The sequence below is a fragment of the Thalassomonas sp. RHCl1 genome, assembly GCF_947387555.1.
Taxonomy (GTDB): Bacteria; Pseudomonadota; Gammaproteobacteria; order Enterobacterales; family Alteromonadaceae; genus Thalassomonas.
The window spans coordinates 105,801-122,866 of record NZ_CANDNZ010000017.1 but is presented as its reverse complement, the minus strand read 5'-3'; the positions used below and the strand labels follow the sequence as shown (position 1 = coordinate 122,866).

21 protein-coding genes are annotated in these 17,066 nt (G+C 47.6%); 12 read left to right on the top strand and 9 right to left on the bottom strand.

Annotation, left to right across the window (positions count from 1 at the left end):
• The 12 genes from rplR (at nucleotide 1) to QL234_RS28315 (ending at nucleotide 7,080) form a co-directional block, all read left to right on the top strand.
• On the top strand, nucleotides 1-354 hold the full coding sequence (gene rplR / locus QL234_RS28370; RefSeq protein WP_044833205.1) for a 50S ribosomal protein L18: 354 nt from the start codon (nucleotides 1-3) through the stop codon (nucleotides 352-354).
• 3 nt (nucleotides 355-357) lie between these two features.
• Nucleotides 358-867: a 30S ribosomal protein S5 gene (gene rpsE, locus QL234_RS28365; protein ID WP_201777802.1), complete on the top strand. Its 510-nt coding sequence runs from the start codon at nucleotides 358-360 to the stop codon at nucleotides 865-867.
• 6 nt (nucleotides 868-873) lie between these two features.
• Complete coding sequence (gene rpmD / locus QL234_RS28360; RefSeq protein WP_084692760.1) at nucleotides 874-1,053, top strand: 50S ribosomal protein L30; 180 nt, start codon at nucleotides 874-876, stop codon at nucleotides 1,051-1,053.
• A 2-nt stretch (nucleotides 1,054-1,055) separates the two neighbouring features.
• Nucleotides 1,056-1,490, top strand: coding sequence for a 50S ribosomal protein L15 (gene rplO / locus QL234_RS28355; RefSeq protein ID WP_044833207.1), 435 nt, complete (start codon nucleotides 1,056-1,058; stop codon nucleotides 1,488-1,490).
• Nucleotides 1,491-1,498: 8 nt separating this feature from the next.
• Nucleotides 1,499-2,824 carry a preprotein translocase subunit SecY gene (secY, locus tag QL234_RS28350; RefSeq protein WP_044833208.1) on the top strand — a complete coding sequence of 442 codons (1,326 nt, stop codon included), beginning with the start codon at nucleotides 1,499-1,501 and terminating at the stop codon, nucleotides 2,822-2,824.
• Between the two features lie 41 nt (nucleotides 2,825-2,865).
• Nucleotides 2,866-2,982, top strand: a complete 117-nt coding sequence (gene rpmJ, locus QL234_RS28345) for a 50S ribosomal protein L36 (protein WP_084692761.1) — start codon at nucleotides 2,866-2,868, stop codon at nucleotides 2,980-2,982.
• A gap of 126 nt (nucleotides 2,983-3,108) precedes the next feature.
• Nucleotides 3,109-3,465: a 30S ribosomal protein S13 gene (rpsM, locus tag QL234_RS28340; protein ID WP_044833209.1), complete on the top strand. Its 357-nt coding sequence runs from the start codon at nucleotides 3,109-3,111 to the stop codon at nucleotides 3,463-3,465.
• Nucleotides 3,466-3,479: 14 nt separating this feature from the next.
• Complete coding sequence (rpsK, locus tag QL234_RS28335) at nucleotides 3,480-3,869, top strand: 30S ribosomal protein S11 (protein ID WP_044833210.1); 390 nt, start codon at nucleotides 3,480-3,482, stop codon at nucleotides 3,867-3,869.
• 31 nt (nucleotides 3,870-3,900) lie between these two features.
• A complete protein-coding gene (gene rpsD / locus QL234_RS28330; protein WP_044833211.1) occupies nucleotides 3,901-4,521 on the top strand; it encodes a 30S ribosomal protein S4 in 621 nt (206 codons plus the stop codon).
• Nucleotides 4,522-4,544: 23 nt separating this feature from the next.
• The gene (gene rpoA / locus QL234_RS28325) at nucleotides 4,545-5,534 is read left to right on the top strand and encodes a DNA-directed RNA polymerase subunit alpha (RefSeq protein ID WP_044833212.1); all 990 of its coding nucleotides are present in this window, start codon (nucleotides 4,545-4,547) and stop codon (nucleotides 5,532-5,534) included.
• 41 nt (nucleotides 5,535-5,575) lie between these two features.
• Nucleotides 5,576-5,983: a 50S ribosomal protein L17 gene (gene rplQ, locus QL234_RS28320; protein WP_281561119.1), complete on the top strand. Its 408-nt coding sequence runs from the start codon at nucleotides 5,576-5,578 to the stop codon at nucleotides 5,981-5,983.
• A 197-nt stretch (nucleotides 5,984-6,180) separates the two neighbouring features.
• Nucleotides 6,181-7,080, top strand: coding sequence for a phosphoribulokinase (locus tag QL234_RS28315; protein WP_044833214.1), 900 nt, complete (start codon nucleotides 6,181-6,183; stop codon nucleotides 7,078-7,080).
• Between the two features lie 60 nt (nucleotides 7,081-7,140).
• Here the strand turns inward: QL234_RS28315 and QL234_RS28310 are convergent, their stop codons facing one another.
• The 9 genes from QL234_RS28310 to QL234_RS28270 form a co-directional block, all read right to left on the bottom strand.
• On the bottom strand, nucleotides 7,141-7,548 hold the full coding sequence (locus QL234_RS28310) for an OsmC family protein (protein ID WP_281561118.1): 408 nt from the start codon (nucleotides 7,546-7,548) through the stop codon (nucleotides 7,141-7,143).
• A gap of 187 nt (nucleotides 7,549-7,735) precedes the next feature.
• Nucleotides 7,736-8,122 (bottom strand): DUF3802 family protein, encoded by a 387-nt coding sequence (locus tag QL234_RS28305; RefSeq protein WP_044833216.1) that lies wholly within the window; start codon nucleotides 8,120-8,122, stop codon nucleotides 7,736-7,738.
• Between the two features lie 325 nt (nucleotides 8,123-8,447).
• Nucleotides 8,448-9,245, bottom strand: a complete 798-nt coding sequence (locus QL234_RS28300) for a DUF1338 domain-containing protein (protein ID WP_281561117.1) — start codon at nucleotides 9,243-9,245, stop codon at nucleotides 8,448-8,450.
• Nucleotides 9,246-9,577: 332 nt separating this feature from the next.
• Nucleotides 9,578-11,047 carry a succinylglutamate-semialdehyde dehydrogenase gene (gene astD / locus QL234_RS28295; RefSeq protein WP_281561116.1) on the bottom strand — a complete coding sequence of 490 codons (1,470 nt, stop codon included), beginning with the start codon at nucleotides 11,045-11,047 and terminating at the stop codon, nucleotides 9,578-9,580.
• Nucleotides 11,048-11,110: 63 nt separating this feature from the next.
• On the bottom strand, nucleotides 11,111-12,127 hold the full coding sequence (gene astA / locus QL234_RS28290; protein WP_281561115.1) for an arginine N-succinyltransferase: 1,017 nt from the start codon (nucleotides 12,125-12,127) through the stop codon (nucleotides 11,111-11,113).
• A gap of 67 nt (nucleotides 12,128-12,194) precedes the next feature.
• Nucleotides 12,195-13,412 carry an aspartate aminotransferase family protein gene (locus tag QL234_RS28285; RefSeq protein ID WP_281561114.1) on the bottom strand — a complete coding sequence of 406 codons (1,218 nt, stop codon included), beginning with the start codon at nucleotides 13,410-13,412 and terminating at the stop codon, nucleotides 12,195-12,197.
• A 386-nt stretch (nucleotides 13,413-13,798) separates the two neighbouring features.
• The gene (locus QL234_RS28280; RefSeq protein ID WP_281561113.1) at nucleotides 13,799-14,944 is read right to left on the bottom strand and encodes an HDOD domain-containing protein; all 1,146 of its coding nucleotides are present in this window, start codon (nucleotides 14,942-14,944) and stop codon (nucleotides 13,799-13,801) included.
• A gap of 96 nt (nucleotides 14,945-15,040) precedes the next feature.
• Entirely contained in the window at nucleotides 15,041-15,616 is a 576-nt protein-coding gene (locus QL234_RS28275; protein ID WP_281561112.1) for an aminodeoxychorismate/anthranilate synthase component II, read from the bottom strand.
• 156 nt (nucleotides 15,617-15,772) lie between these two features.
• Nucleotides 15,773-16,975: an alginate export family protein gene (locus QL234_RS28270; protein ID WP_281561111.1), complete on the bottom strand. Its 1,203-nt coding sequence runs from the start codon at nucleotides 16,973-16,975 to the stop codon at nucleotides 15,773-15,775.
• Nucleotides 16,976-17,066 lie beyond the last annotated feature (91 nt).

The window sequence follows — 17,066 nt, the reverse complement described above, 5'->3', positions numbered from 1 at the left end:
ATGGATAAGAAAACATCTCGTTTGCGCCGCGCTAAACGCGCTCGTGCAAAAATCAGCGAGCTGGGTGCGAATCGTTTAGTCGTACACCGTACTCCTCGCCACATTTACGCGCAATTGATCGCGCCAACTGGTTCTGAAGTAATCGCTGCTGCGTCTACTTTAGACAAAGAAGTTAGTGCTCAATTAGAGAAAACAGGTAATGTTGCGGCTGCCGCTGCGGTAGGTAAAGCTATTGCAGAACGTGCTACTGCCAAAGGCATCACATCAGTTGCTTTTGACCGTTCTGGTTTCCGTTACCACGGACGTGTTAAAGCATTAGCAGAAGCAGCTCGTGAAGCTGGTCTTCAGTTCTAGGAGTTGACGATGGCTAATCAAGAAAACACTCAACAAAGTGATATGGCTGAAAAGCTAATCGCCGTTAACCGCGTATCTAAAGTGGTTAAAGGTGGTCGTATTTTCAGTTTCACTGCACTAACAGTAGTTGGTGACGGCAACGGGCGCGTTGGTTTCGGTTACGGTAAGGCACGTGAAGTTCCTGCTGCAATCCAGAAAGCGATGGAAAAAGCTCGTCGCAACTTAGTAACTGTTGACCTGAAGGGTACTACTCTTCAGCACCCTATCAAGGGTCGTCACTCAGGTTCTAAGGTTTACATGCAGCCTGCTTCTGAAGGTACAGGTATCATCGCCGGTGGTGCGATGCGTGCAGTACTTGAAGTTGCTGGTGTACAGAACGTATTGTCTAAGGCATACGGTTCTACTAACCCAATCAACGTAGTTCGCGCTACTATTTCTGCCCTGGCGAATATGCATTCTCCAGAAGCAGTTGCAGCTAAGCGTGGCAAAAGCGTTGCCGACATTTTGGGGTAATTGAGCATGGCTAAAACAGTTAAAGTAACTCAATATAAAAGCTCTATCGGTCGTTTACCGAAGCACAGAGCAACTTTAAAAGGTCTTGGTTTACGTCGTATCAACCATACAGTGGAGTTAGAAGATACTCCTTCTGTACGTGGTATGATTAATCAAGTATCTTATATGGTTAAGGTGGAGGATTAATAATGCATTTAAATACTTTATCTCCTGCACCAGGTGCAAAGAAAGCCAAGAAGCGCTGTGGTCGCGGTATTGGTTCCGGCATTGGTAAAACAGGTGGTCGCGGTCACAAAGGTCAGAAGTCTCGTTCTGGCGGTAGTGTTCGTCCAGGTTTCGAAGGCGGTCAAATGCCATTGAAACAACGTTTGCCTAAATTTGGTTTCACGTCACGTAAAGCTCTGGTTCGCGCCGAGGTACGTTTACATGAACTGAATAGCATCAAGGGTGATGTTGTCGATATTCACGCGCTTAAAGACGCTAACCTGATCACGCGTAACATCGAAACAGCTAAAATCATGCTGTCCGGTGAAATCAATCGTCCATTGACGGTTCGCGGTTTAGGTGTTACTAAAGGTGCACGTGCAGCAATTGAAGCTGCTGGCGGAAAAATCGAGGAATAATACAGATTATGGCTAAACCAGGTATGGATAACAAAGCGCAGGGCGGATTGTCCGAGCTTAAGCAACGTTTATGGTTCGTATTCGGAGCATTAATTGTCTTCCGTTTGGGATCATTTGTGCCAATCCCTGGTATTGACGCCGCTGTATTAGCTCAGCTGTTTGAACAGCAAAAGGGTACCATCGTAGAAATGTTTAACATGTTCTCCGGTGGCGCCCTTGAGCGAGCCTCAGTATTGGCCTTGGGTATTATGCCGTACATTTCGGCTTCGATTATCATGCAACTGCTGACCGTGATTCATCCGGCCATGGCAGAGCTGAAAAAAGAAGGTGAAGCGGGACGTCGTAAGATCAGCCAATACACACGCTACGGCACTTTAGTTCTGGCGACTGTACAGTCAATAGCGATTGCTAAGAGTTTACCGGGTATGATGCCTGGGCTGGTGATTAATGCCGGCTTCAGCTTCTACTTCGCTGCTGTGGTCAGTCTGGTCACCGGTACCATGTTCTTAATGTGGTTAGGTGAGCAGATCACCGAGCGCGGGATCGGAAACGGTATTTCAATCCTTATTTTCGCAGGTATAGTTGCCGGTATGCCGTCTGCTGTTGGTCAAACCGCAGAGATGGCGCGTCAAGGTGAATTGCACTTATTGGTATTATTGCTGATTGCCGTTGTAGTATTTGCCGTCACTTTCTTAGTGGTATTTGTTGAGCGTGGGCAACGTCGTATCGTTGTTAACTACGCCAAGCGTCAGCAGGGCCGTAAGGTCTTCGCCGCGCAAAGCACACATTTACCGTTAAAAGTGAACATGGCCGGTGTTATACCGCCAATCTTTGCTTCTAGCATTATCTTGTTCCCGGGCACGCTTGCGAGCTGGTTCGGACAGGGTGACGGTGTTGTTGCTGACTTCTTACAGGAAATGGCGATTGCTATTTCTCCGGGTCAGCCGCTATACGTGATGTTATTGTCAGCAGCGATTATCTTTTTCTGCTTCTTCTACACGGCATTGGTATTCAATCCGCGTGAAACAGCAGATAACTTGAAAAAGTCAGGTGCGTTCATTCCGGGGATTCGTCCGGGGGAGCAAACGTCCAAATATATCGATAAAGTAATGACACGGTTAACCTTAGCGGGCGCCTTGTATATTACCTTTATTTGTTTGGTTCCACAGTTTATGATCATGGCATGGGACGTTGGGTTCTATTTCGGCGGTACATCATTATTGATTATCGTGGTAGTGATCATGGACTTTATGGCACAAGTACAGACTCATTTGATGTCTCATCAATATGACAATGTACTTAAGAAAGCTAACCTAAAAGGCTACAGCCGTTAGGTCAGTCAGTTACTTAAAGTAGTAACAAACGGAGTAATAAGATGAAAGTTCGTGCATCCGTAAAAAAGATTTGCCGTAACTGTAAAGTTGTGAAACGTGCTGGTGTTGTTCGTGTTATTTGCAAGAGCGACCCTAAGCATAAGCAACGTCAAGGTTAAATCTTTTTGAAGTGCCATTGTCGATTTCAAGATAAATGGCACTTTAATTTGCAAAAAAGCGTCTGGTTGAGTATCCTAACGGGCTTTTCAACCAATGAAATTTTAATTTGAATAGGAGATGTGTTAGTGGCCCGTATCGCTGGCATTAACATCCCTGATCGTAAGCATGCAGTAATCGCCATTACTGCGATCTACGGTATCGGTGCAACCCGTGCAAAAGCTATTTGTGCGGCTACTGGTATTGCAGAGTCAACTAAGATCAGTGAATTGGACGAAGCACAAATTGATTTGCTTCGTGCTGAAGTGGATAAATACACCGTTGAAGGTGATTTACGCCGTGAAGTATCAATGAACATCAAGCGTCTTATGGACCTTGGCTGTTTTCGTGGCATCCGCCATCGTCGCAGTCTTCCTCTACGTGGGCAACGCACTAAAACTAATGCGCGCACTCGTAAAGGTCCTCGTAAGCCAATTAAAAAGTAACGAGGGACTAGACAATGGCAAAAACACCAGTTCGTACGCGTAAGCGCGTCAAAAAGCAAGTTGTTGATGGTATGGCTCATATCCATGCTTCTTTTAACAACACAATCGTAACCATTACTGACCGTCAAGGTAATGCACTTTCTTGGGCTACTGCCGGTGGTTCTGGCTTCCGTGGTTCACGTAAGTCTACCCCGTTTGCTGCCCAGGTTGCTGCAGACCGTGCAGGTAAAGTTGCACAAGAGTTCGGTTTGAAGAATATTGAAGTTTTCGTTAAGGGTCCGGGTCCAGGTCGTGAATCTGCCATCCGTGCCTTAAATGCTGCTGGTTACAAGATAACCAACATCACTGACGTAACACCTATTCCTCATAACGGTTGTCGTCCGCCTAAAAAGCGTCGCGTTTAATTGGCACTTTTAGGATAGTTGGAGAAAGAACATGGCTAGATATTTAGGTCCTAAGCTTAAGCTTAGCCGCCGCGAAGGAACTGACTTGTTCCTGAAAAGCGGTGTTAGAGCAATTGACACTAAATGTAAAATCGAAACGATTCCTGGTCAGCACGGCGCCCGTCGCGGTCGTTTGTCTGATTACGGTATTCAACTTCGTGAAAAACAAAAAGTTCGTCGTCTTTACGGCGTCCTTGAGAAACAATTCCGTAACTACTACAAAGAAGCGGCTCGTCTGAAAGGCAACACAGGTGAAAACTTGTTACAACTTTTAGAGAAGCGTTTAGATAACGTAGTTTACCGTATGGGTTTTGCAAGCACACGTGCTGAAGCTCGTCAACTCGTTAGCCACAAAGCTATCGTGGTAAACGGAGTTGTTGTGAATATTCCATCTTTCACTGTTAAAGCTGAAGATGTGGTTTCTGTTCGTGAAAAGTCTAAAACTCAAGCCCGTATCGTTGCGGCTTTAGAGTTGGCTGACCAACGCGAAAAGCCAGTCTGGGTTGAAGTAGATAATAAGAAAATGGAAGGCGTGTTCAAACGTGTTCCTGATCGTTCAGATTTATCTGCTGAAATTAATGAACAGTTGATTGTTGAACTTTACTCTAAGTAGAGTGCACTTTAAGAGAGGACATAATGCAGGGTTCTGTAACCGAATTCCTTAGACCGCGCCTGGTAGATGTTGAAACTGTTAGTGCAACTCGCGCTAAGGTCACATTAGAGCCATTAGAACGTGGTTTTGGTCACACTTTAGGTAATGCGTTGCGCCGCATTCTTTTATCTTCAATGCCGGGTTGTGCTGTAACTGAAGTTGAAATCGACGGTGTATTACACGAATACAGTAGTAAAGAAGGTGTTCAAGAAGACATCATCGAAATACTGTTAAACCTTAAAGGACTTGCTATAGGTCTAGAAGGCAAAAACGAAGCCACTCTTACCTTAACTAAGTCTGGTGAAGGCCCTGTAACGGCAGCTGATATCCAGCATGACGGTGATGTGACTATCGCTAACCCTAACCATGTGATCTGTCATTTGACAGGTGACGGTTCTGTTAGCATGCGCATCAAGGTAGAGATGGGACGTGGTTACGTACCGGCTTCTACGCGTCGTAATGCCGAGGAAGAAGATCGAGCAATCGGACGTTTGCTGGTTGATGCTTCATACAGTCCTGTTGAAAGAATTGCCTATGATGTTGAGTCTGCACGTGTTGAACAACGTACTGACTTAGACAAACTGGTCATCGACATGGAAACTAATGGCATATTAGATCCGGAAGAAGCTATCCGTCGCGCGTCAACCATCCTGGCCGAACAGCTGGATGCCTTTGTTGAGTTACGTGATGTGACCGAAGTTGAGCAAAAAGAGGAAAAACCTCTGTTTGACCCAATTTTACTTCGTCCTGTTGATGATTTGGAACTTACTGTTCGTTCAGCAAACTGTCTGAAAGCAGAAGCAATTCAATATATCGGTGATTTAGTACAGCGTGCTGAGGTAGAACTTCTGAAAACACCTAACTTGGGTAAGAAGTCTCTAACCGAAATCAAGGACGTATTAGCGTCTCGTGGTCTTTCTCTGGGCATGCGCCTGGAAAACTGGCCACCTGAAAGCATCGCTGATAACGACTAAATCGATCATCGTTTTTTACTAGTTGAGATAAGGATTAACTTATGCGCCATCGTAAAAGCGGTCGCCAGTTAAACCGTAATAGCAGTCATCGCCAGGCGATGTTCCGCAATATGGCAAGCTCTTTGGTTAAGCACGGCGTTATCAAAACGACTGTAGCCAAAGCTAAAGAACTACGTCGCGTCGTTGAGCCACTGATCACATTGGCTAAAACTGACAGTGTAGCAAACCGCCGTTTGGCTTTTGCCCGCACACGCGACCAAGAAGTAGTTGGTATTTTATTTAATGAACTTGGTGAGCGTTACCAAGAACGTCCAGGTGGATACACTCGCATTTTAAAATGTGGTTTCCGTACTGGTGATAAAGCACCTATGGCATACGTAGAGTTAGTAGATCGTCCAGTTGTTGAAGAAACAGCTGAAGTGACTGAAGAAGCTAACACCGAAGCTTAATTTGGCAACTTGCTAAATTAACGGTATGCATTAAAACGGAGCCTCGGCTCCGTTTTTTATTGCCTGCTTTTTAGCGGCAGATGCTTAGCTCAGGTGTTGCGGTAAGTTTACACTGATTATTTTCTCAGCTGGCGTCACTTGACCGCCGCCATTTTTCCTCGTATAACAAGTTGTCACATTAACCAGGAAAGTTATTCATGTCTTCTCGAAACCCGATTATTGCCGTAACGGGCTCCTCAGGTGCAGGAACATCCACCACCACAGAATCCTTTGAACATATCTTCCGCTCTTTGGGGATACGCTCTGCCCAGGTGGAAGGGGACAGTTTTCACCGGTTTTCCCGTCAGGAAATGGATCTGGAAAAACGCAAAGCCAGAGAAGAAAACCGCAATATCAGCTATTTCGGCGATCAGGCCAATGATTTTGATGCCCTGGAAAAGCTGTTTAAGGACTATTCGGAAACCGGTAAGGGCAAAATGCGCCGTTACCTGCATACCTTTGACGAAGCGGTACCCTATAACCAGATGCCGGGCACTTTTACCCCCTGGGAAGACTTAGGGGAAGGCACCGATTTGCTCTTCTATGAGGGGCTGCACGGCGGCGTCGTGACGGAAAATAATGATGTCGCCCAGCATGTTGACCTGCTGATCGGCATGGTGCCTATCGTTAACCTGGAGTGGATCCAGAAGATCATTCGCGATACCAGCCAGCGGGGCCATAGTCGTGAGTCGGTCACCGCCAGTATCGTACGCAGTATGGAAGATTATATTTCCTTTATCACACCACAGTTCTCCCGTACCCATATTAATTTTCAGCGGGTGCCGACGGTGGATACCTCAAACCCTTTTAGCGCCAAGGCCATTCCTTCATCCGACGAAAGTTTTGTGGTCATTCGCTTTAGGGAAGTGACCGATATTGATTTTCCCTATTATCTGAGCATGATTGATGGTTCTTTTATGTCCAGAGTTAATACTTTGGTGGTGCCGGGCGGCAAGATGGGGCTGGCGATGGAGTTGATCTTAACCCCTTTTATCCGGGATTTGATCAAGAAGAAAGAAGAAGCCAATAAACAGCTGGACTGGATGAGCGATCTTTAAAAGCTCATTTGGCCGGAGAGCATGAGCCAACCGGCCGCAGTATTGTTTACCTGCTTGAGATCAGTCCTGGTTGACGATTTCAAAGTCGTGAGTGATATTCACTGACTTGTTCAGCATCAGGGCCACCGAGCAGTATTTGTCGGCAGAGAGGTTCACAGCCCTTTCTACCTGCTTTTCACTGATATCCTTACCCGTTACCACAAAATGCAAATGTATGTCTGAAAAGAGCTTAGGGACGCTGTCAACGCGTGTTCCTGTGATATCCACATGACAGCCGGCTATTTTCTGGCGGGACTTCTTTAAAATACTGACCACATCTACCGAAGAGCAGCCCCCCAGGGAGATCAATACGTTCTCCATCGGGCTCGGGGCCAATTCACCGTTATTGGCATCTAACACTACACTATGACCGCTCTCTGATGTGCCCAGAAACAAGTCGTCAGAAACCCATTTTACCTTTGCTTTCATGCCGCTATTCTCTTTATATGCTTGGTTGGTTTAGCGCTATTCTAACCAAGGCGGTGCTGCCAGGCCAGTAAAAAGCGGGCAGCTTTCATGGAGCAGGCGAAGGGAGTCTGTTGGCGGCTGTGGCCGGAAAGTTGGCTGTGGTGCTGGGGCGGCGCTATTGCCGCATAAAAAGCTTTGCGCTTTAGGATTATTCTATGCTTTGAAATTCAGGGGAGTTAATTTCGGTATCGAATAAGTTCTTAATTAAGCCGGCAAATTCGACGATAAAATTGAGTTGTTCCTCGGTGACCTGGTTATTGATAATGCCGGAGAGAATTTCTTCGAGATCATAAACGATTTCGTCTACCTCCCGGATGATCATATTCCTTTGGTTAAAGGTTAACTCGGTATTCTGGCTGCACACCATGATGATCTGCTCGCTTAATTCTTCCTCTATCATCGACATTATTGAGCTGTGGCTGGCTTTGGCCGGGGTCGGGTTGGCGGTTAACTCTTCTTCTGAACTCTCAAAGATGCTCAGGTGCTCAGTTAAGTACTCAATAATATGCATATAACCTTGGGTATTGGTAACCATAATAATGTCGTCAGCGTCCGGCTTTAGGATTAATTATAGCGGCTACTTTACTCTAAGTTATGGTTGATATTCAATAAATAGCTTTTTTGCTGATATCAAAAGGCAAATTCAGTTTTTGCCTGCCCGGGCATTCGTTATACCCTGGTGCGCATTGCTAGTACTGTGGTTTTAAGGCTTGTTTTTAGAAGGTTAGTGGCGATTCACCCTTAGAAATAAGCCCTGAATTTCAGGGCTTATTGGCAAACAGCTGGTAAAGTGCCTTGGTGGCTAGCTGTTCGTTCATATCAGTTCACAGGCAGAGCTGATATTTTATTACCGTGTGCTATTAGGCGGCGTTAGTGCTTTCAAAAATCTTGTCGGCAGAAGCGGCGACAAAACCTGAATATAATTCACCGTCGGTTAACGGGTAACGCTTGGCGAACTCGTAAAAGCAGCTTGGGATTGCCATGGTCTTATCGCTGAAGGTAACTTCGGCTTTATCGGCCAGGGTCGAGCTCTGCTCAAGCTTCACCGCTTCATCCCCTTTAATTTCACCGCCGGAGGTATTGAGCTTGAAACCGCCTTGTTTCACGGCTTCATTGACAGCTTCAATAGAATCGAAGTTTTCCAGGTGGTTGATGCTGACGGTGAAGTGGTTGGCGCGATAACCCCAGGCGGCAAGCCAGGCAGCGTATTCGCTTTCACCAAGCAGGGTCTGGTACTCGGTTGAGCTTACCTGCCAGGGAGCACCGCTATAGAGGAAGTCTTCGCGTGTTGCGATATCGTTATCCAGGCCATCGACCAGTTTATGGATGATGGCTTGTGCCTGCTCGGACAATTGCTCAACTAATAATTCGCTGATGAATACCTTAGGCAAAGTGCTGTCGCTGTGCTCGAAGTGCTTGGCATAAAGTTTTTTGGCTTCGAAGTGATATTCGCCGCATTCCTTGTATCCCAGGGCCAGCAGGTGAGCTGCCAGCTTGTCCAGGTTAACTTTTTCCAGGTTAAAGGTGCGGTAGGCCACGTGATCGTTGATCACATCGTTTCCTGAGCCCAGCAGCTGGTGTACCTGCTTGGCAGAAGGGGTAACATCCAGGTAGTTTTTCCAGATGTTATCGAACAAGGCAGTGATTTTAGAGGTCATAATCATATCCTAGTAATGCTTAAAAAGAATAACTTCAGTAAATAAAAAGGTTGAATCCGGGGTTGCAGGCTGGCTTGCGCTGAGCTTTGATGGTTATAAAACGAGCATTTTAAAGTTTTTACTTTAAAATTTCTATCTGAAAGTTTTACTTTAAAGCTTTTACTTAAAGCGCTTGTTTAAAGTAAGGCAGCATTAGCGGCAAACGGGCATGCGAAAAATCCGACAGGACATCAGATTTGGTCTATGTTCTTAAAAAAGCCGGGCCTTAACCCGGCTGTTTGTCTGGTGTAGCTTAATGACATCAGCAAGTTATCTACTTGAGCCTTTGAAGATTAAATGGATAATCCAGGGCTCAGGCTGGCCGGTAAGGCTACTTGCTCTGCTTCAACCGAGGCTACCGGGTAGGCACAGTAGTCGGCGGCATAATAGGCGCTGGCTCTGTGGTTACCGCTGGCACCGATCCCGCCAAACGGCGCGGCGCTGCTGGCGCCTGTGATCGGCTTATTCCAGTTGACGATACCGGCACGGATACGGCGGAAGAAGTGGTTGTACAGGTCTTCGCTGTCGCTTAGCAGGCCGGCGGATAAACCAAAGCCGGTGTTGTTGGCTTCATTAATGGCAGCATCGAAGTCACTGTAGCGGTAGATTTTCAACAGCGGGCCAAAATGTTCTTCATCCGGCATGGCATCGATAGCCGTCACATCAACAATACCCGGGGTCACAAAACCGGTACCGGCTTCTTTGTGTTCCATGGTCAGTAAAGACTTACCACCCATATCAAGCAGGGCTTGCTGGGCTGCCACTAAACCTAAGGCGGCTTTTTCCGAGATCATAGAGCCGATAAACGGCTGGTCTTCATCGTCAAAATAACCGATCTTGATGTTTTTGGTCACTTCAATCAGCTTGGCAATGATGGCATCGCCCTGTTCGCCGTTTTCGATAAACAAACGACGGGCACAGGTACAACGTTGCCCTGTGGTGATAAAGGCCGACTGGACGATATCGTGTACTACGGCATCGATATTGGTGACATCTTTAACCACTAACGGGTTGTTGCCGCCCATTTCCAGCGCCAGGATTTTACCCGGCTGGCCGCCGAACTGCTCATGCAGCAGGTGACCTGTGGTCGAGCTGCCGGTAAAGAATAAACCGTCAATACCGGGGTGGCCGGCAAGGGCTTTACCGGTATCGACTTCACCTTGAACCATGTTGATAACGCCGGCCGGTAAACCTGCGGCCTGCCATAGTTTTAAGGTTTCTTCTGCCACTTTAGGAGTCAGTTCGCTCGGTTTGAAGACTATGGTATTACCGGCAATTAATGCAGGTACGATATGGCCGTTCGGCAAATGTCCCGGGAAGTTATAAGGACCAAATACCGCGACTACACCGTGAGGTTTGTGGCGGATAAAGGCTTTGGCGCCGGGCATAGGATTTTCTACCGTGCCGGTGCGCTCTTCAAATGCCTTAAGGGAGATGGCCACTTTGCCTATCATAGCGCCGACTTCGGTGCGGGTTTCCCATAACGGCTTGCCGGTTTCTTCGGCGATAGTCACGGCTAAGGTTTCTTTATTTTCCGTCAGCTGTTCGGAAAACTTGGTCACGATTTCAATACGCTTTTCCAGCGCCAGATCGGCCCAGCTCTCAAAGGCGGTACGGGCAGTCTTGATGGCGTTATCGACTTGCTCGGCAGTGGCGGTTTCACCTTGCCAGATCACTTCATTGCGTGCCGGGTTTAACGAGCTTATCGCGTGACCCAGGCCGGCTTGCCATTCACCATTAATAAATTGAACAGGATTAGACATTGTATATTCCTCTATAGGCTTTGGCGGTTTTACACGCAAAGCCTACATTGATAAAAACGTGTGTTAGTTGGCGATCAGACGTACCCAGTCGCCTTCGCCTACCTGTAATGCATCGGCTGCTTCCTGGCTGATCACCACCTGGTTGGCGGTGGCTCTTAATGAGGCAGTTACCTGCACCCCTCTAAATTGCTCAACCTTAGTATTACAGATAATATAATTTTCCGTGTCGCTGACATCGCCGATAATTACCTGGCATTTGTTGCTGTCGCGTACGGTTTTGATCGATTCCCGTGTGGCTTCTACCGTAGGGCCGCCATCGAAAATATCGACATAACCGCGGCGGGCAAAACCTTCTGCTTCAAGCAGGCGCAGGGCGGGTACGGTTTTGGTGTGTACCTTGTTGATCACTTTTTGCGCTTCGTCGCTGAGCAGGTTGACATAAATCGGGTATTTCGGCATCAGTTCGGCGATAAACTCTTTTTTGCCTATGCCGGTGAGGTAATCTGCCGTAGGGAAATCGAGGGAGAAGAAATGCTCTTCTAACCAGTCCCAGAAAGGCGAGCGCCCCTGTTCGTCCGAAACGCCGCGCATTTCGGCGATCACTGTCTCGGAGAAACGTTCGGTATGCTCGGCAATAAACAGGAAACGGAACCGGGACAGGAAGCGGCCGTTGTTGTTTTTCCTGTGGCCTTCGCTTAAAAATAAGGTACAGATCTCGGAAGCACCGGTGTAGTCATTACACAGGGCCAGGGTTTCCACCGTGTTGTAAATACCTAACTCACGCGAGCTGTGTACCACCTTGCCCAGGTGGTAGTGATAGAAAGCGTCATCCAGACCTACCGCGGCTTCGATGCCGCTGGTGCCGACAACGGTACCGGTTTCGGTATCTTCCATCACAAAAAGGTATCCTTCATCTCCCGGTTGAGTTACTTCTTTGGTAAAAGATGCTTCGGCACGCGAGATGCGTTTTCTTAATAACTCTTCATTAACCGGCAGTGATGTAAAACCGTGTCCTGATTCGACAGCAATACGGTGCAGGGACTCATAATCGCTGTTTTGAATAGGGCGTATAATAATCATAGAATTTTCTCAATCGGTGAAAAGGGTGCTTACCGGCAAAGACCGGTAAGCGATAAGCACTTACCGGTTAGGCTTGGGCTAATTTAGCGACGGCTTTTTCAAAACGTGCCAGGCCTTCGGCGATATCTTCATCAGGAATAACCAGAGAAGGGGCGAAACGCACGATATTGGCGCCGGCAACCAGGGTCATCACCCCTTCTGCCATCGCGGCATTTAAGAAGTCTTTGGCTTTACCCTGGTAGGCTTCGGTTAATACCGCACCGATCAATAAACCTTTACCACGGATTTCAGAGAATACTTTGTATTTCTCGTTGATGGCATTTAAACCGTCAACGTAAAGCTGGGCTTTTTTGCTAACACCGGCTAATACTTCAGGATCGCTTACTACGTCAAAAGCAGCTTCACCAACGGCACAGGCCAGCGGGTTACCGCCGTAGGTGCTGCCGTGGGTACCGATTTTCAAGTGTTTGGCAATTTCAGTGGTGGTCAGCATAGCGCCGATTGGGAAACCGCCGCCCAAGGCTTTAGCCGTAGTCATGATGTCAGGCGTTACACCTAAGCCCATGTAGGCATAAAGCTCACCGGTACGGCCAACACCTGTTTGAACTTCATCAAAGACCAACAGGGCGTTGTGCTGGTCACATAGTTCGCGTACGCCTTCAACGAATTCTTTGGTTGGTGAAACGATACCGCCTTCACCCTGCAGAGGTTCCATCACGATGGCACAGGTCTTATCGGAGATCAGCGCTTTAACGCTTTCCAGGTTGTTGTATTCGGCGTGTACGACATCGCCCGGCTTAGGACCAAAACCGTCAGAATAAGCGGCTTGTCCGCCTACGGTCACAGTGAAGAAAGTACGGCCGTGGAAACCTTGTTTAAAGGCGATGATTTGTGTTTTGTCTTCGCCGTGCACATCCAGGGCCCAGCGACGAGCCAGTTTTAAAGCGGCTTCGTTAGATTCTGCACCTGAGTTGGCAAAATAAACTTTTTCGGCGAAAGTACGGTCAACCAGCTTTTTCGCTAAACGCAGTGCCGGTTCGTTGGTCATGACATTAGATAGGTGCCAGATTTTTTCGCCTTGCTCTTTCAGGGCACTTACCAGTGCAGGGTGGCAATGACCTAAACAATTTACCGCGATACCGCCGGCGAAATCGATAAATTCACGGTCTTGCTGATCCCAAACACGAGAGCCTTGACCACGAACAGGAATAACCGAAGAAGGTGCATAGTTAGGTACCATTACATCATCAAATAATGCGCGGTCGACAGGGAAATGATTCGACATTTACTAATCCTCATGTTTACAGAGACTGTTATCTCTTTTGCTATAACAGATAAAAAATAGACGGTTAGTATGTCAGAATAATGCAATTATGTCTTGTGAAATCTTGCTCTAGCCCTTGATAAATAGGGGGTTTGCTGTTTTTATTCAGTTAAGTTGCATAATTATTTTACCCCGCGTTGAGGCGGAAATATAACTTCCGCCCCCCGCTTAATAGCTGCCTTTAAAAATCATCGGCTCGCTGAGCTTTCATAATTAATCAAAATTAATTGCAATTTAATTTGCCGGGCGTGATGTTGCTTTTTTCAGCAAGCTTTATCTTTTGCGGGATGAATATCCGGGGGGATAATCGCTAAGGGCTAGCTTACACCATTCAACGTAAAGCAAGATTAATTGAAATTTAATTTGATATGATCGATATCGCTTTTTTTCAGCAAGGCTATCTCTTTCGGGGTAAAATTTACCGCCGTCAATAAGGCCTTGGCTTCATTTTTGTCGATTAAATCTTCCCTGGCCAGGGAGCGGTAGGCGATATAGGTGCGTGCCTTGGCAACCACTTGTGCCACCGGAGACATTTTCTGCAGTTCGCCGGCGTAGGCGAGATCAAAAATCGGCTCGGTGACCTCGAGCCGGTCAAACCGCATCAGTTCTATCAGGTCGGCGCCAACCTTATTGCTGTGCTCTGTCATCAGTTTGAGCAGCAATTCCGGTGAGATTTCTGCCTGGACCAGCAAATCATGCAGGCGCTTGTCGCGGCTTTCGTATGCCTGGCGTAACTCCGCGTTATGCATTTCATTGAACTTGCTTAAAAAGCAGGTGATCACCGCGAGGTAACCGATACTGGACAAGATGGCGGCGGCAAAAGCACTATACCAGTCGAGTTCATTGTGCTCAGCCAGCACTTTAGCGGCCAGGGCCACCGACAGACCGTCATTCCACAGTTTCCTTTTCATCAGCGGGTAGGGATCTGTGGTGATCGGCAGCGCATGTTTGAGAATAAAGGTTGGCACTATCAGCTTGAGGTTGTCCAGGCCGACATAGCTGATGGCCAGGTTGGGTTCGCTGACTTTGACATCGGCTCTTTTGCGGTATTGGGGTTTGTTCACCAGGTTGACGATATCGCTTGCCAGCCAGGGCAGTAATTTGATCAGCGGGGTAATGCGGTTTACCGAGGCTGAGGGCAGCGACAGGATTTCCAAAATGGTCGGGGCAGCGTCTTCGAGGTTGAGAAAATGCCGGTAAAAGTTTTCTTTTTGGTCGAATTCCGCCATCACTTCTGTGGTTAGCTTGCTGAAAAAAACCGACATCACCTGATCGCGGAAATGTTTTTCGCCGTGTTCGGCGATGATTTTTTCCTGCTTGGCCTGCTCTTCAACTTCTAATAATTCCCGGCGGCTAAAGGTTTGTTCGCTATGTTGTTTCGCTGTCGGGTTAACCTGGCCGACGGTTTTATTGGCAAACTCTTTACTGATATATAAGCTCAGTGCCCGTTGGTAGAGGTTGGCCAGGGTCTTATTATTTTCAAAAATCAACATAGTTACAGTGCAATTTGTGCTTTACTCGAGGCAAGGTTTAAATAGTTGTTGCAGCCAAGGTAACATAAGTTTTTGCCAAAAAGGAATTCGCTTGTGTTAATACCGGTTTAAAAAGTTCTCGAGCAGGGTATGTCCCTGTTCGGTGAGAATGGACTCGGGATGAAACTGCACGCTGCTAATGGCAAGTTCCTTGTGCTGCAACGCCATGATTTCTTTCTTGTCCTGCACCTCATACCAGGCGCTGACTTCCAGGCATTCGGGCAAGCTACCGGGATTGACGATCAGCGAATGATAGCGGGTAACCTGTAAAGGGTTTTTTAATCCTTTGAACAGCCCCTGATTGTTATGGCGTATCTTGCTGGTTTTACCGTGCATCACTTGTGCCGCCTTTTCAACCTTAGCGCCAAAATGCTGGGCGATACACTGATGTCCCAGGCACACTCCCAACAGGGGAATTTTACCGCCAAAGCGGGCGACGACGTCCAGTGAAATACCTGCATCGTCCGGGGTGCAGGGGCCGGGGGAGATCACTATATAACGGGGGGCAAGTTCGGCTATGTCCTTTAAGCTGAGCTCATCATTGCGCTTAACCAGTACTTCCTGTCCCAGGGACTGAAAATAATGTGCCAGGTTAAAGGTAAAAGAGTCGTAATTGTCGATCATTAACAGCAAGGGAGTAACCTTTTAATAGCCGGACGGTGAAATTAAAGCAGGCTATTCTAATCCGCGGGAGGCAAGATTACACGGACTTTCTTTGTTTGTGGCAGGGGGAAGGAAAAGCCATGCCGGGCAACCGGCATGGCAGGCAGAGATGAGCTTAAGTTCGCCTTAGAACTTAGCCGCTACCTGGAACCAGATCTTGTCTGTATCTGAGCCATGGTCATCGGCATCATAGCTGGCGTACTTTAACAAGACGCTATAGTTTTTATCGACAGCATAGGCGGCCACCAGATCGATTTCAGAGCCCCAGTCAGCGCTGCCCTCGTCGGCAGAAAAATCATGGTAAGTGGCGCTTAATTTAATGCCGGAAACTTTGGTTTTGGCGGTGAAGTAGATATCTTCGATACCAGCGCCCGGGGTGGCTAAGAATTGATCGGCAAAACCCTGGAACTTATGCAAGGTTGCCAGTGGGGTAGTGAAACCGACACCGTTGTCGCTGCCCAATAATTCGTAGCCTGCCAGTACTTTCACCTGGCCCAGTTTAGTGCCCAGCTCCAGGTTGAGGTAATCGGCATCGAAATCTTTGTTGCTGTCTTTATAGTCGCTTTGTCTGGCATAGCTGGCGTTGGCAATGATGCCGCCGAAGTTACCGTTATAGCTGAGGCCGTAGGTTGAGGTTGACTTGTCGTCATTGTGGTCATATTCAAGCAGGTAGGCATAACCGCTTAGTTTATGATCTTTGTTGACCTTATAAACAGCATTGGTCAGATGGAATTCACCGTCTTCATCTGCTGCAGAGCCGCGCGGGCCGAAGATCTTGTTGATGTTATAGACATAGCTGTAGTCCAGGCTGAAAGCATCGCTGGCTTTATATTGCAAGCGGTAGCCGTCATAGGTTTGCTCGTTCTGGCGCCAGCCGACTCCGCCGACAAAACGCTGACCGCTGTGGAGAATACGCTGACGGCCGGCGGTAAAACTTGCTTTGCTGCCTTTAAATTGCAGGTAAAGCTGGTTGACGTCTGTGCCTTCCGGATCGACGATTTTCGGGTATTTGGTTTCACCGTTGCGGGTGCTGTTATAGTTGTCCACTATTGCCGTCACGTTATCTACTTCGGCGCCGACGGAGAAACCGTTATAGGCGCCGGTTTTTACCGTGATCCGGCTTTTCAGGGTCAGGGCGCTGGCATCATCTTTGATATTGTCCTGGTCGACATTTTCAAAACGGGCGCGGAAACTGAGATTGACTTTACTGTCGCCCAGGGCTTTTTTCACACCGTCGGCAACCGCAGTTTGTCCGGCAAGGGTTACCGGCGCAGTTAATACCGCTGCTGCGATTAAAGAGGTGGATAACGTATTTACGAGAGATTTCATAGTTATTCCTTTGACATTAGTGTTAAGAATACTTTGGTATTTAGTACATTAGCGAATTAGCGCTATTGACAGCTGATTAGTAACCGCGGAG

Excerpts from the sequence above, each read along its gene's own strand:
- rplR (WP_044833205.1), top strand. The coding sequence starts at position 1 with ATGGATAAGAAAACATCTCGTTTGCGCCGCGCTAAACGCGCTCGTGCA.
- rpmD (WP_084692760.1), top strand. The coding sequence starts at position 874 with ATGGCTAAAACAGTTAAAGTAACTCAATATAAAAGCTCTATCGGTCGT.
- rplO (WP_044833207.1), top strand. The coding sequence starts at position 1,056 with ATGCATTTAAATACTTTATCTCCTGCACCAGGTGCAAAGAAAGCCAAG.
- secY (WP_044833208.1), top strand. The coding sequence starts at position 1,499 with ATGGCTAAACCAGGTATGGATAACAAAGCGCAGGGCGGATTGTCCGAG.
- rpmJ (WP_084692761.1), top strand. The coding sequence starts at position 2,866 with ATGAAAGTTCGTGCATCCGTAAAAAAGATTTGCCGTAACTGTAAAGTT.
- rpsK (WP_044833210.1), top strand. The coding sequence starts at position 3,480 with ATGGCAAAAACACCAGTTCGTACGCGTAAGCGCGTCAAAAAGCAAGTT.
- rpsD (WP_044833211.1), top strand. The coding sequence starts at position 3,901 with ATGGCTAGATATTTAGGTCCTAAGCTTAAGCTTAGCCGCCGCGAAGGA.
- rpoA (WP_044833212.1), top strand. The coding sequence starts at position 4,545 with ATGCAGGGTTCTGTAACCGAATTCCTTAGACCGCGCCTGGTAGATGTT.
- rplQ (WP_281561119.1), top strand. The coding sequence starts at position 5,576 with ATGCGCCATCGTAAAAGCGGTCGCCAGTTAAACCGTAATAGCAGTCAT.
- QL234_RS28315 (WP_044833214.1), top strand. The coding sequence starts at position 6,181 with ATGTCTTCTCGAAACCCGATTATTGCCGTAACGGGCTCCTCAGGTGCA.
- QL234_RS28310 (WP_281561118.1), bottom strand. The coding sequence starts at position 7,548 with ATGAAAGCAAAGGTAAAATGGGTTTCTGACGACTTGTTTCTGGGCACA.
- QL234_RS28305 (WP_044833216.1), bottom strand. The coding sequence starts at position 8,122 with ATGGTTACCAATACCCAAGGTTATATGCATATTATTGAGTACTTAACT.
- QL234_RS28300 (WP_281561117.1), bottom strand. The coding sequence starts at position 9,245 with ATGACCTCTAAAATCACTGCCTTGTTCGATAACATCTGGAAAAACTAC.
- astD (WP_281561116.1), bottom strand. The coding sequence starts at position 11,047 with ATGTCTAATCCTGTTCAATTTATTAATGGTGAATGGCAAGCCGGCCTG.
- astA (WP_281561115.1), bottom strand. The coding sequence starts at position 12,127 with ATGATTATTATACGCCCTATTCAAAACAGCGATTATGAGTCCCTGCAC.
- QL234_RS28285 (WP_281561114.1), bottom strand. The coding sequence starts at position 13,412 with ATGTCGAATCATTTCCCTGTCGACCGCGCATTATTTGATGATGTAATG.
- QL234_RS28280 (WP_281561113.1), bottom strand. The coding sequence starts at position 14,944 with ATGTTGATTTTTGAAAATAATAAGACCCTGGCCAACCTCTACCAACGG.
- QL234_RS28270 (WP_281561111.1), bottom strand. The coding sequence starts at position 16,975 with ATGAAATCTCTCGTAAATACGTTATCCACCTCTTTAATCGCAGCAGCG.